At 69.6% G+C, this 12,910-nt stretch carries 12 protein-coding genes and 1 pseudogene; 9 read left to right on the top strand and 4 right to left on the bottom strand.

From position 1 onward, the window contains the following. Positions 1-2 precede the first annotated feature (2 nt). Both ACWEH3_RS05925 and ACWEH3_RS05920 read right to left on the bottom strand, forming a co-directional pair. On the bottom strand, positions 3-632 hold the full coding sequence (locus tag ACWEH3_RS05925) for a TetR/AcrR family transcriptional regulator (protein WP_450020985.1): 630 nt from the start codon (positions 630-632) through the stop codon (positions 3-5). Then, positions 632-988, bottom strand: a complete 357-nt coding sequence (locus tag ACWEH3_RS05920) for an SPW repeat domain-containing protein (protein WP_450020983.1) — start codon at positions 986-988, stop codon at positions 632-634. Before ACWEH3_RS05920 ends, ACWEH3_RS05925 begins: the two co-directional genes overlap by 1 nt. 216 nt (positions 989-1,204) lie before the next feature. Here ACWEH3_RS05920 and ACWEH3_RS05915 point away from each other — a divergent pair, with 216 nt between their 5' ends. The 3 genes from ACWEH3_RS05915 to ACWEH3_RS05905 all read left to right on the top strand — a co-directional run bounded on the left by ACWEH3_RS05915 (position 1,205) and on the right by ACWEH3_RS05905 (position 4,366). Continuing rightward, entirely contained in the window at positions 1,205-2,401 is a 1,197-nt protein-coding gene (locus tag ACWEH3_RS05915; RefSeq protein ID WP_450020981.1) for an NAD(P)/FAD-dependent oxidoreductase, read from the top strand. Positions 2,402-2,572: 171 nt separating this feature from the next. Next, complete coding sequence (locus ACWEH3_RS05910; protein ID WP_450020979.1) at positions 2,573-3,334, top strand: glutamate racemase; 762 nt, start codon at positions 2,573-2,575, stop codon at positions 3,332-3,334. Positions 3,335-3,628: 294 nt separating this feature from the next. Continuing rightward, on the top strand, positions 3,629-4,366 hold the full coding sequence (locus ACWEH3_RS05905; RefSeq protein WP_450020977.1) for a DNA alkylation repair protein: 738 nt from the start codon (positions 3,629-3,631) through the stop codon (positions 4,364-4,366). Positions 4,367-4,406: 40 nt separating this feature from the next. Here the strand turns inward: ACWEH3_RS05905 and ACWEH3_RS05900 are convergent, their stop codons facing one another. Together ACWEH3_RS05900 and mftR2 are read right to left on the bottom strand one after the other, a co-directional pair. After that, complete coding sequence (locus ACWEH3_RS05900) at positions 4,407-5,462, bottom strand: 2Fe-2S iron-sulfur cluster-binding protein (protein ID WP_450020975.1); 1,056 nt, start codon at positions 5,460-5,462, stop codon at positions 4,407-4,409. Between the two features lie 61 nt (positions 5,463-5,523). Beyond that, positions 5,524-6,162, bottom strand: a complete 639-nt coding sequence (gene mftR2 / locus ACWEH3_RS05895) for a mycofactocin system transcriptional regulator MftR2 (protein WP_450020973.1) — start codon at positions 6,160-6,162, stop codon at positions 5,524-5,526. A 395-nt stretch (positions 6,163-6,557) separates the two neighbouring features. Between mftR2 and mftA the strand changes: the two genes are divergently transcribed. The 6 genes and pseudogenes from mftA to ACWEH3_RS05865 all read left to right on the top strand — a co-directional run bounded on the left by mftA (position 6,558) and on the right by ACWEH3_RS05865 (position 12,909). Continuing rightward, on the top strand, positions 6,558-6,656 hold the full coding sequence (gene mftA / locus ACWEH3_RS05890) for a mycofactocin precursor MftA (RefSeq protein ID WP_157170973.1): 99 nt from the start codon (positions 6,558-6,560) through the stop codon (positions 6,654-6,656). A 10-nt stretch (positions 6,657-6,666) separates the two neighbouring features. Continuing rightward, a pseudogene (mftB, locus tag ACWEH3_RS05885) lies at positions 6,667-6,867 on the top strand (mycofactocin biosynthesis chaperone MftB); the annotation flags it as partial. A 51-nt stretch (positions 6,868-6,918) separates the two neighbouring features. Continuing rightward, complete coding sequence (gene mftC, locus ACWEH3_RS05880; RefSeq protein ID WP_450021054.1) at positions 6,919-8,229, top strand: mycofactocin radical SAM maturase; 1,311 nt, start codon at positions 6,919-6,921, stop codon at positions 8,227-8,229. Positions 8,230-8,460: 231 nt separating this feature from the next. Continuing rightward, a complete protein-coding gene (gene mftF / locus ACWEH3_RS05875; RefSeq protein ID WP_450020971.1) occupies positions 8,461-9,861 on the top strand; it encodes a mycofactocin biosynthesis glycosyltransferase MftF in 1,401 nt (466 codons plus the stop codon). A 100-nt stretch (positions 9,862-9,961) separates the two neighbouring features. After that, positions 9,962-11,413, top strand: a complete 1,452-nt coding sequence (gene mftG, locus ACWEH3_RS05870) for a mycofactocin dehydrogenase MftG (RefSeq protein ID WP_450020969.1) — start codon at positions 9,962-9,964, stop codon at positions 11,411-11,413. A gap of 125 nt (positions 11,414-11,538) precedes the next feature. Next, positions 11,539-12,909 (top strand): GAF domain-containing protein, encoded by a 1,371-nt coding sequence (locus ACWEH3_RS05865; RefSeq protein ID WP_450020967.1) that lies wholly within the window; start codon positions 11,539-11,541, stop codon positions 12,907-12,909. The last annotated feature ends 1 nt before the right edge of the window (position 12,910 follow it).

The raw sequence follows: 12,910 nt of genomic DNA, 5'->3' as shown, positions 1-12,910 counted from the left end.
AGTCAGCCCATCTGGGTCATTCCGGCCGCGACCACCTGGGCTACGTTCAGCACTTCGTCGGCGGTGGGCAGCGGCACGCCGTCGAGCGCGTGCAGCCGGTCGGTGCTGGCGATCGCGAACATCGCCGAGACCCAGGCCGCGGCGCACGCGCGCAGGGTTCCAGGGCGGACCGGGTCGGGGGCGCTCGCCTGGAGCACCTTCGCGGTCACCTCCAGCATCTGGTCGCGCAGGCGGCGCAGTTGCCGCCGCACGTCGGGATGGGTGTCGGCCTCCCGCCACAGGATCACCCGCAGTACCGACGAGTGGTGGTCGCGCAGGTTCAGCGCAGCGTCGAGGTTGACCAGACTCGCCGCCGGATCTCCCGGCGTAACCACGGTGCCGATGTCGTCGATCGGCCGCGCGGGCACCCGCTCGGACATCAAAGCGGACAGGATCGAATCCTTGGTCGGGAAGTAGTAGAAGACGAGTCCTTTGGGGACGCCGGCCGCGGCGGCGATGGCAGCCGTCGCGGTGGCGTCGTATCCCTGTGCCGCGAAGAGGTCCTCCGCGGCGTCGAGGATCAACTGCCGAGCGTCGCCGTCGGCTTTCGCGCTGCGGCGGCGTCCGGCGCGCCGGGTTCCCGGTCGCTGCATCAGTGATGCGGAGCCATGTCGTGCAGCCGCCCCGACACCGTCGGCAGCGCCGCGACCGCGACCACCGCCGTCACCACCCCGACTACCCATGCGGTCCAGGATGCGCTGCGGTACTGGGTGAAGTCCATGACCCACGGCGAGACGAACAGCAGTACGCCGCACAGGCCCATCACGTAGTCCGCCGCCGCCATTTCGGGGCGGGCCATCTGTGCCAGGCCGGTGAGGGCGATGAGCACGCCGAGCACGATCAGCGACCACATGGCGTTGTTGTTGTGGTCGACCCACAAGGGGGACAGTGCGGCGAAGGCTCCGAGTATGACGGCCAGGAGATCCTGTGCGCGGCTCTCGGTGAACATGTGTACCTCCTCAGGCTGTGCGTATGTCCTGACCTCGGTCTAGTCCTGATTGACCGCCCGATCAATATAGGAACGGACACAGTTGTGCGACGGTTGACCGGTCGCTCCGCGTGATGGCCCGCACAGAGGAATGAACCAAGCAAAGGTTAGGGTGAGCTTCGTCGCCCCGCCGGTTCCGTGGAATCGGCGGCCGGATTCCAGTGAAGGGATGGCCGCATGACCGCGCCGATCGTGATCGTCGGAGCCGGCCTCGCCGGCCTGCGCACTGCGGAGGAATTGCGCCGCGCGGGGTACGCCGGCGAACTCGTGCTCGTCGGTGACGAGTCGCGGTTGCCCTACGACCGGCCGCCGCTGTCCAAGCAGTTCGTGCGCGGCGAAACCGATGACACCACACTGCGTCCGAGCGAGTTCTACGCCGAGAAGCAGATCGATCTGCGCCTGAGCACCGAAGCCGTCGGGGTCGACACCGGTGCGCGCCGCGTCCGCCTCGCCGACGGCGCCACCCTGGACTATGACCAGCTGATCATCGCCACGGGTCTGCGCCCGCGCCGTCTGCCCGGCCTGCCCGAGCTGCGCGGCGTGCACGTGCTGCGCGGCCATTCCGACGCCGTCGCCCTGCGCGCCGATCTGAGCGGCGCGAGTACGGCCCTGGTCGTCGGCGCCGGCTTCATCGGCTGCGAACTCGCCGCGAGTTTCCGGGCGGCGGGAGTGGATGTCGTGCTGGTCGAACCGCAGGCGACGCCGCTGGCCTCGGTGCTCGGCGAAGCGGTGGGCGAACTGGTCGCGCGGATGCATCGCACGGAAGGGGTGGATCTGCGCTGCGGCATCGGCGTGGACACCCTGTTCGGCGACGAGTCGGGGCGGGTGCGCGGTGCGCGACTGTCCGACGGTACCGAGATCGCCGCCGACCTCGTCGTCATCGGCGTGGGTTCGCGGCCGGTGACCGAATGGCTGAGCGATTCCGGAATCGCGCTGGCCGAACCGTCGGCCGGTGGCGGCGTGCTCGCCGACGAGGTGGGACGGACCTCCGCCGACGGCGTCTGGGCAGTCGGCGACGTGGCGGCCTGGCTGCACGAGACCGGACTGCGCAAGCGGGTCGAACACTGGACCAACGCCGGTGAACAGGCCAAATTGGTCGCCTGCGCGCTGCTGGGCGCCGAACCGCCCACGGCGGCGCGCGTCCCGTACTTCTGGAGCGACCAGTACGACGTCAAGATCCAGGCCCTCGGCACTCCCGGCGCGACCGACGAGGTGCACATCGCCTCCGACGACGGCCGCAAATTCCTCGCCTACTACGCGCAGGGCGGCCACCTCACCGGCGTCGTCGGCGCGGGCATGACGGCCCAGGTGATGAAGGCCCGCGCCAAGATCGCGTCCGGTGCGCCGGTGACCGAGTTGCTCGCACCCAGCTGAGGGCGCGCCCGGCGGGAGCCGCGGAACGGCGGTTACGGCATCGGTACTGGTCGCAGAATCCTCCGCGACTATGGCCGCCGTGGCCCGCCTGCGCGCGCCGGTTGCGGAGCGTGCGCCGGCGGGGCGCGCACGGCGTGTGGGGGTGTCATGGGGCTGTAATACGGTGGTGCGGTGATCGTCGCGCTCATCGACTCGGGTCTGGGGTTGCTGCCCACTGCCGCTTGGTTGCGCAAGTTACGGCCCGATGTGGATCTGCTGCTGCAGCTGGATCCGGACGGGGCGCCGTGGGGGCCGAAGCCGGAGGACTGGGTGGTCGAGCGTGTGGTGAACGCCGCGCGGACCTCGCTTCGTTCTGGCGCGGAGGTGATCGTGCTCCCGTGCAACACTGCCAGCGTGACGGCGCTGGAGCACGTGCGCGCGGAGGTCGGGCCCGACGTGCCGGTGATCGGCACCGTGCCCGCGATCAAGCCCGCGGCGGCCGTGTGCCGGTCGGTGGCGGTCTGGGCCACCGCGGCGACCACGGCGAGCCGGTACCAGGCCGATCTGATCGCGAAATTCGGCGGCGACGCCGATGTGGTCGGGGTGGCGTGTCACGGATTGGCGGACGCGATCGACCGTGGCGACCTGACTGCCGCCCACGAAGCGATCGTCAGCGCGGCGGAGCGGACGCCGCCCGGTGTGGAAGGCGTGGTGCTCGGCTGCACGCACTACCCGCTGGTGACCGACGCGATCGTGGCCGCGTTGCCCAGCGGCGTCCGGCTCTTCGACAGCGCGCAAGCCGTTGCCGCGCAGACCATCCGGCGCATCGAGGCGCTGGGCCGCCCCACCACGGGTGCCGGGGTGATCCGGGTGCTCAACAGCGGTCGGCCCGGTGCGTTGCCCAGCAGCGCGGCCGCCTTCGATTCCGGCCGCGTGCTGGGCGCGCAAGGGTGAACCGCTGCCCGGCGCCGTGCTGACGACCGGCACCACCGGGTGCGGTGCCGAGAGTGGGCAGTTGGGGCGCCATCCGGAGTGAACTCGGTTTCGCGTACGAGTCGACTCGAGCACCGCGAGGGCCTTGTGCATCCGCCGCTTCCCGCGGATCAGCAGTTGTGGTGCCGCGTCGAAGCGCCGGTCGAAGGTTCAGGCGCCCACATCCTTACTGCCCGGCTGGTGGGTGCGTCGAAGATCGTCGTGGTGGACCGGACAGGAAAAGCCGACAGCATTTCGGAACAGGAGCATGGTTCGATGACCGACTCGGTGACCGCGGCCGACGTGCGGGCGGCGTTGCGGGAACTGGCGAATCCGGCTGATGCGACGCAGCTACAACGGTTCTTCAAGACCGGTCCCGGTGAATACGGCGAGGGTGACGTGTTCCTCGGCGTCCGGGTCCCGGCGAGCCGCCGGGTCGCCGAGCGCTTCGCGACACTTCCGCTCGACGAGATCGACCGGCTGCTCGACAGCGACGTGCACGAGGACCGGTTCGCCGCGCTGGTGATCTTGAACGCGCGATTCGCCAAGGCGTCCCGGCCGCGCTCCTTCGACGACGCCGCCCGCGCCGCCATGGTGCGGTTGTATCTGGCGGCCGTGCGCCGCGGACGGGTGAACAACTGGGATCTCGTGGACGTGTCGGCGGAGAACATCGTCGGCCCGTGGCTGCTGGACAAACCGCGTGACCTGCTGTTCGAATTGGCGGCCGCCGAGTCGCTGTGGGAGCGGCGCGTGGCGTTGCTGTCCACGTTCGCGTTCATCAAGGCGGGTGACGCCTCGACCACCTTCGCGCTGTGTGAACTGCTGCTCGACGACCGGCGCGACCTGATCCAGAAGGCGCTGGGCTGGATGCTGCGCGAAGTCGGCAAGCGCGTCGACCGCGGCCTGCTGACCGGATTCCTCGACCGGCACGCCCAGGCCATGGGACGCACCGCGTTGAGCTACGCGACCGAGCATCTGCCGCCCGAGGCTCGCGCGGAATACCGCGCGCGATAGGCGACGCAAACGATCGGCGAATTATCTCAGGCGAGCGCGCTCAGAACTGGATCTTCAGGTGGTCGGTCACCGGGTGCGCCTGGCAGCCGAGGATGTAACCGTTCTCGATATCCTCCGGGTCGAGAATTTCGGCGTTGTCCATTTCGACCTTGCCCTCCAGCACCGTGCACGCGCACGAGCCGCACTCGCCTTCCTGGCAGGAGTAGGGCACGTCCAAGCCCTTGGCCAGCATGATGTCGACCAGCGTCTGCCTGCGCGGCCACTTCAATTCGTGTATTTCGCCGTCGAGTTCGACTTCCACGGTCGCCGCGTCGGCCGCCTCCTCGTCGGAGACCTCGACCGGCGCCTGATCGGCGAACGGGTCGCCGGCCAGCGAGTTGAACACCTCGGCGTGTGTGCGCGTGCGCGGCACGCCCAGTTGCCCGAGCGCGTCGTGCACCCGGTCCATGAACGGCTTCGGCCCGCACATGTACGCGTCGTAGCCGCGATACGGGGCGACGAGGGTGGCCAGCGCGTCGGCCGTCGGCAGGCCCTGCAGGTATTCCAGCCAGTGGATCACGGTGAGCCGCTGCGGGTGCTTGTCCGCCAGATCGCGCAGCTCACCGGCGAAGATCACGGACTCGTGGTCGCGGTTGGCGTAGACCAGCACGATGCGGCCGTTCCCGCGGGCCAGGGCCGACTTGAGGATGGACATGACCGGCGTGATGCCGCTGCCCGCGCCGAACAGCAGCAGGTCGTCGTCGAGATCCTTCGGGGTGAAGACGCCGGAGGGCGGCAGCACCTCGATCTGGTCGCCCTCTTTCACGTTGTCGCACACCCAGTTCGACCCGTAGCCGCCCTCGGTCCGCTTGACGGTCACCTTCGGGCGGTCGTCGGTGTAGGGCGAGCTGGCCAGGGAGTAGCACCGCGCCACCGAGCCGGTCCGGTCGCTGGGGATGCGCAGGGTGAGGAACTGTCCCGGCTGGTAACGGAACTTCTCGGCCAGCTCGCCGGGAACGTCGAAGACCAGCGAGCGGGTGTCGGCCGTCTCGGCGATGACCGCGGACACCCGCAGCACGACCGAGCGCGAGCCGTGGGGAACCTCGACAGTGGTCATGTCGTCCTCTCGAACCTGGCACGGGCAACCCGCGACGCAAAAACTAGAACGTGTTTCAGTTTCATCGTACGTCGGTCGTCGCCTGACGGACAAGCTGGGCTTCCAGACCGGCGATCAGCACCTCCATGCCGAAGTCGTAGGAGTAGCGTCCGCGCAGGTCACCGATGTACCGGGTGGCCCGCTCGACAACCGGTGGCAGCGTGACATCGGCCGGCGCGGAGCGGTCGCGCGGGTTCACCCGGCTGCGGCCGAACAGGTAGGTGTGGATGGTGGCGTAGGCGGCGAGAATGTTGCGATCGCCGAACCCCGCGTCGTCGAGGATGTCCATGATCGCGGCGATCAGGTCCAGCTGTTTGCCCAGCATCTGCTCGATCAGGATGTCGCCGAGGCCGGGATGCTTGCGCAACTTCTCGTCGATCTGGTCGACGAGAGCGCGCAGCCGATGCTGCCACGTGCCGGATTCGGCCGGTGGCGTGCGCACTCCGGTGAGTGCCGCGCTCGCGACGAGGTCGAGCAGCTCGCGCTTGTCGGCGACGTAGTAATAGGGCGCCATCGGGGAGACGCCGAGTTCGCGGGACAGTCGCCGCATCGACAGTTTCTCCACGCCGTCCTCGCGGACGACGCGCAGCGCGGCCTCGACGATCTCGGACTCCGACAGTGTTCGATTCGTGGTGCTCGCGGGCCCTCCGTGGTTACGCAAGCTTCCGCCTCCGGGCCTGGTGCGCGCACCGCTGTGTGCCGCCGCCCCCGTTCGCCTGCATTCGTCCGACTCCCATGCCACCTCTACCACTGCGGGCGTGCTGCCCGTCACATTCTGTTCAGCTGCTTGCCACCCGCAGTCTAGAGCGCCGGGCGAAGGTCGCGTCGCCGCCTGTTCCACTCGGCTCGCGGTGGAATCGGCTCCTCGCCCGGCGCGCGCGGAGCCCGGGACCTCCCGGATCGCCGGATAACTGAAACCTGTTGTTTTGTCAGTTTATGACGTTATTGTGTGAGCACGAACTGCACCGGGCAGTTCGCACACGGATCGTCCTCGCGGAGGTAGCCATGCCGGAATACGGGTCCACCGGACACGCAGACACCGACAACACCGGACGGGTGGAGGCCGCCGCCGCGCGGTCGGCCGAAGAAGCGCCGCTGGTCGAGGAGAGCCTCATCGAAGAGGTGTCCATCGACGGCATGTGCGGCGTCTACTGACGGGCGGTCGATGACGATGCTCGATCTCGATACCCGCTGGCAGCTGCATCCGCGAGTGGCGCTGCGTCCGGAGCCGTTCGGCGCGCTGCTCTACCACTTCGGCACGCGCAAGCTCTCCTTCCTGAAGAGTCCGCGGATCGTCGAGATCGTCCGGTCGCTGCCGGAGCACACGTCGGCGCGCACCGCCCTGCGCGCGGCGGGCGTGCCGGAGGAGAACGCCGCGGCTTACGTCAAAGCGCTGACACAGCTCGCCGAATCCGACATGATCATCGGTGCGCCGGCCGGCGCACCGACGGCGCCCTCCGTCGCGAGCGCGGCCACGGCGCCGCCGTCGACGGCGGGGGTGGTCCCGCCGTCGGACGCGGCGGTTCGCCTGGTGGACCGCTTCGAGTCCGGTCTCGCCGCGCCGATCTGTCTGACCTGGGAACTCACCTACGCCTGCAACCTGTCCTGCGTGCACTGCCTGTCGTCTTCGGGGCGCAGGGACCCGCGCGAGCTGAGCACCGAGCAGTGTAAGGCGCTGATCGACGAGTTCGAGCGTATGCAGGTGTTCTACGTGAACATCGGCGGTGGCGAGCCCACGGTGCGCCCGGACTTCTGGGAACTGGTCGATTACGCGACCGCGCACCATGTGGGCGTGAAGTTCTCCACCAACGGAGTCCGGATCACGCCCGAGGTCGCGGCCCGGCTGGCGGCCAGTGACTACGTCGACGTACAGGTGTCGCTGGACGGCGCCGACGCCGAGGTCAACGACGCCGTGCGCGGCCCCGGCTCCTACGCCATGGCCATTCGCGCGCTGGAGAATCTCGCCGCGGCGGGTTTCCGGGACGCGAAGCTGTCGGTGGTGGCGACCAGGCACAACATCGCGCAGCTCGACGAGTTCCGCGCCATCGCCGAAAAGTACGGCGCGACCTTGCGTTTGACCAGGTTGCGGCCGTCGGGCCGGGGTGCGGACGTGTGGGACGACTTGCATCCCACGCCCGATCAGCAGCGCGTCCTCTACGACTGGCTGCTGCGCAACGGGGAGGGCGTGCTCACCGGCGACTCGTTCTTCCACCTGTCGGCTTTCGGTGCGGCGTTGCCGGGGCTGAACATGTGCGGCGCGGGCCGGGTGGTCTGTCTGGTCGACCCGGTGGGTGACGTCTACGCCTGCCCGTTCGCCATCCACGACCGGTTCCGCGCCGGAAACGTCGTGGCCGACGGCGGTTTCGGGGCCGTATGGCGGTCCTCGGAGTTGTTCGGGGAGCTGCGGGAGCCCAGTGGCGGCGGCGCGTGCGCGTCGTGCAGCCATTACGACGCCTGCCGCGGCGGCTGCATGGCGGCGAAGTTCTTCACCGGGCTGCCCGCCGACGGGCCTGATCCGGAGTGCGTCCAGGGGTACGGCAAAGCGGCACTGGCCGACACGGCGCGGATGATCCCGCGTTCGTCGGTCGACCATTCCCGCCGGGTCGCCCCGCGCGCGGGCGGGCGCAAGAGCGGACCGGTTCCGCTGACGCTGAGTGCGACGCGCCCGGCCGGATTCACGCCGGAACGCCGCCCGGCGCGGGCCTGCGACGAGAGCCCGCTGGCATGAAGCCATGAAGTTTGCCAAAAGTATGCTGAGAGTACAGGTGTGGCTATCGCCCGGCCGTCGACCGGGAGATAGCCGCCCTGTTGCCGGATGCTGGGAAACGGGTGCGAGCGAACACTCGGCATCGGGTGCGGCGCGCGGCCGTTCCGGTCGCGGGCCGGTTTCGCCCGGAAATCTGCCGTTTTTTCCGGACTGTTGATGTCTACCCGCGAAACTCCGCCTAGCATGCCAGGAATGCGCCATGATCGCCTGCCCGATGGATTCGGGGTGCGGATCGATCCCCGGGTACGCGCATACTCCGGCGGGCGGGTTCTGATCGGCGGTTCGCCGGCCAGGTTGCTGCGACTTGCCCCGGAGGCCGCCGAGATGATCGGCGACGGGTACCTGGAGGTGACCGGCCCGAAGTCCGCTGTCGTTGCCAGACGGCTGCTCGACTCCGGGGTGGCCAACCCCCGCCCCCGGCTGCTGCCGTCGCCGGAGGACGTCACCGTCATCGTGCCGCTGCACAACAACGCCGAAGGACTGGCGCGGCTGCTCGCCGCGTTGCGCGGACACAACGTCATTGTGGTCGACGACGGGTCCGACCAGCCGGTGCGGATACCGCGCAATCGTGGCACCCGGTGCCGGGTGACCGTGCTGCGGCACGACCGCAAGCAGGGGCCCGCGGCCGCGCGCAACGCCGGTTTGCGGGCGGCGACAACCGACTTCGTCGCATTCCTGGATTCCGACGTGGTGCCGCGCAGCGGGTGGCTGGAAGTGATGCTCGGCCATTTCAGCGACCCCGGGGTGGCGCTGGTCGCCCCGCGGATCGTCGCGCTGGACCCGGAGTCCAACGCGCTGGCGCGCTACGAGCACACCCGCTCCTCGCTCGACCTGGGCAGGCGCGAGGCGGCGGTGCACTCGCGCGGGCTGGTGTCCTACGTGCCGAGCGCGGCGCTGCTGGCGCGGCGCAGGGCGCTGCTGGAGCAAGGCGGCTTCGACGAGTCGATGCACGTCGCCGAGGACGTCGACCTGTGCTGGCGGCTGGAGCGGGCGGGCTGGCGGCTGCGCTACGAGCCCGCGGCCCACGTGGCGCACGACCACCGGGTGTGCTTCCGCGCGTGGTTCGGCCGAAAGCTGTTCTACGGCACCGGCGCGGCGCCGCTGGGCGAGCGGCACGCGGGAACGGTGTCACCGCTGTCGGTGCCGTCCTGGACGCTGCTGGCCGCGTTCCTGTTCGCGACGCTCACCAAGTGGGGACTGTTCGGCGGCATCGTCACCCTGATCACCGCGCTGGCCCGGTTGCGCCGCGTCTTCGCCGGGCTGGACAACTCCACCCGGATCGCCGCGATCTATCTGGCGCGCGGCTTCTTCGCCGGACTGTGGCGTCTGGCCTCGGCGATGTGCAGGCATTACTGGCCGATCACGGTGCTGGCGATGTTCTTCTCCCGTCGGGTGCGGCGCATCGCGATCACCATGGCCGTCGCGGACGGATTGGCCGACTGGTTCACCCACCGCGACTCGGGCGGCCTCGATCCCGTCCGCTACACGGTCTACAAGCGTCTCGACGACATCGCCTACGGCACCGGCCTGTGGCTCGGCGCGTTCCGCGCGCGCAGCGTGGAAGCGCTGAAACCCACCACACCGTCCCATTGATCGACCTGAAGCACCCGCGATGACCTGGATCTTGCCCGCACCCTCGCCGCGCCGCCGTCCGGCGACGCGGACCGCGCCGAGATACTGAACGGGAGTCCGAATGGCCGACACGCTCATCGTCGGGGGCGGTACCGCCGGGTGTGTCCTGGCGGAGCGATTGAGCGCCGATCCCGCGCATACGGTGCGGCTGCTCGAAGCCGGTCGGATGTGGACCAGTCGCGACGCGATGCCCGCCGAATTGCTGGACGCCGCGTCGCTGCCGATCGGTCCGGAGGCCCCGTGGCTGTGGCGTTACGAGGTGCTCCTCGCCGACGAGCCGCCGGTGCCGGCAACCATCGTGCGAGGCAAGGTGATCGGCGGCTCGGGGGCGGTCAACGGCGGTTACTTCGTCCGTGCCACGGTGGCGGATTTCGACGCCTGGAGCCGGGTGCTCGGCGACTCGGACAGCTGGTCGTTCGATACCGTGCTTCCGCTCTACTGCCGGATCGAACGCGACCTCGACTTCGGCGAACAGCCCTGGCACGGCGACCGCGGCCCGATTCCCGTGGTGCGCAGCTCGGATCCCGCACCGGTCAGCGCCGCGTTCACGGAGGCCTGCCTCGCGTCCGGGTTCGCCGAGGTGCCCGATCTCAATGCCCCCGACAGCGGGGCGGGGGTGGGCGCGGTGCCGTGCAATTGCGACCGAGGCAGGCGCATCGGCCCGTCGATCGGCTATCTGCTGCCCGCGCTGGCCCGCCCGAATCTGACCGTCGCAGGGGAAACGTCGGTCACGCGCATCCGCTTCGACGGAACCCGTGCGGTCGGCGTGGAGTACGTACGCGATGGCGAGAGCGGCATCGAGTGGGCCGACCGGATCGTGCTCTGCGCGGGCGCGATCGAGTCGGCCACGCTGCTGTTGCGCTCCGGCATCGGCGACCCGGAACAGCTGCGCCCCCTCGGCATCCCGGTCGTGCACGCCGCCCCGGTGGGCTCCTGGCTCAGCGACCATCCGGAAGTGGGCATCTCCTATCTGCTGCACCTGGCCGAACCGCCGAGCGTGCCGCTGGAGAGGGTGCTCGAGGTGGACGATGTCGAAATCCGGCCGTACGCCGTGTCGTTCACACCCGGGGTGCGCAGGCTCGGCGTCACGCTGATGCGGCCGCGATCCTCCGGCGTGCTCCGCTTGCGGTCGGCCGACCCCGGCGCCGCGCCGCTGATCGACTACCGCTACCTGACCGCCGACCAGGATCGCGCCCGATTACGCGACGCGGTGGCGACCGCGGGCGGGCTGCTGCGACGAATGAACGCGCGGCCGGTCGATCCGATTCCGCGGCCCGCGGATCTCGATGCCTGGTTACGCGCGAATCTCGCCACTTCGCAACATTTGTCCGGAACCTGTCGAATGGGCCGGGAAAACGATGCGGCCGCCGTGGTGGATGAGCGCTGCCGGGTGCACGGAGTTACCGGGTTGTCCGTGGTGGATCTGTCCGTGGTTCCGGTGCCGCTCGGTCGTGGACCGCAGGCCACGACCATGGTGATCGCGGAAAAGGCGGCCGCACACCTGTGCTCGTGAAGTGAAAGACGGTTCGGTCACAATTTGCCGGGATACGCACCGGGTGTGACCTGGCGGACAAAGCCGAACATCGGTCGTTCCCGCCCTGAATGCGCCGGTACAGTTTGGGGCGGAAAGAAAGGCAAATGGTCAGCAACATCGCAGGTGGGCGACCCCCACGGCCGGGCGTGGAGCCGGGCGCCCAACTGGGTGCGCTCGAAGTCTACGCCGCGCAGGCGCACGGATATCTCGGCGCGGGTGGCGATCAACTTGCCCGCCTCGCCGGTCTGCTGCGTCCCGCCGTGCTGGAGTCCTGGCTGCGCAGCTTGCGCGGCGGGATCGATCCGATGGACGCGGTCGACGGCCGCGGTCTGCGCGGCGCAGATCTGCAGCGCTATCTCCAGGCCCATCCGATCGCCGCGCTGATGCCGCTGATCGACAAATTGCTCGTACAGGACACGGCCAGAACAGGTTTGATCGTCGTGGTGGCCGATCAGTTCGGCCGGGTGCTCTCGGTGCACGGTGGTGACGAACAGGTCGCGGCCGCCGCGGAGATCGGCCTGCGCGCCGGTGACGACCTGAGCGAGCGCCGCATCGGGACGAACGCGGTCGGCCTGGTGGTGCGTACCGGGCGCGCCGCGTGGATCCACGGCCCGGAGCACTTCCTGCACCGGATGCACCAGATCACCGGAGCCGCGGCCCCGGTGCACGATCCGGACGGCAGGCTGGTCGGAGTGCTGATGATCGCGGGCGGCGTCCGGGTGGCCAAGCCGGAGATTCTCGCCCTGATCAAAGCCACCGCAACGGCCGCGGAGATGGACCTGCTGCTCACCGCGATGCGCTCCGGCGAGCGTCGGACCGACGGTCGCGGCAGGCGTGACCCGGCGCAGCCGCACCCGGCGGGCAGGCTCGCGCTCGACGTGCTCGGCCTCGGTCAGCCGCAACTGAGCGTCGCGGATGATCGGGTGCCCCTGTCGCAGCGGCATGCCGAGATCCTGCTGCTGCTGGCCGAACATCCGGAGGGACTCGGCGCCGATCATCTCGCGCTGTTGCTCGACGACACCGATCTGGACAACGGCACCATCCGCGCGGCCGTGTCCCGGTTGCGTGCGGTGGTCGGTCCGACCGTGTTCGGTTCGCGGCCTTACCGTTTGCGCGTTCCGGTCGCAACCGATGTGGAGGCGTTGCGCGCTGCGCTCGACTCCGGTGATGTCGATTCCGCATTACGGCTCTATGCCGGGCCGGTGCTGCCGCGTTCGACCGCGCCCGGCATCATCGACATTCGCGACGAAGTGCGGGTTCGATTGCGCACCGCGGTGCTGGCTTCGGGCGACGCGGCGGTGCTGCGCCGGTGGACCGCGTGTCCGGAGGGGCGCGACGACGCCGCGGCGTGGGCGGCCTACCGGGCCACGGTCGACCGTGACTCGCCGCTGTATGCGCAGATCGAGGCCAAGATCCGGGTACTGGATCGCCGCCTCGGCGCCGATGCAACGCGAATGCAACGTTTCGGCTCATAGT

It is taken from the genome of Nocardia sp. NPDC004718 (assembly GCF_053601535.1).
This window is presented reverse-complemented; position numbering and strand designations above follow the sequence as displayed.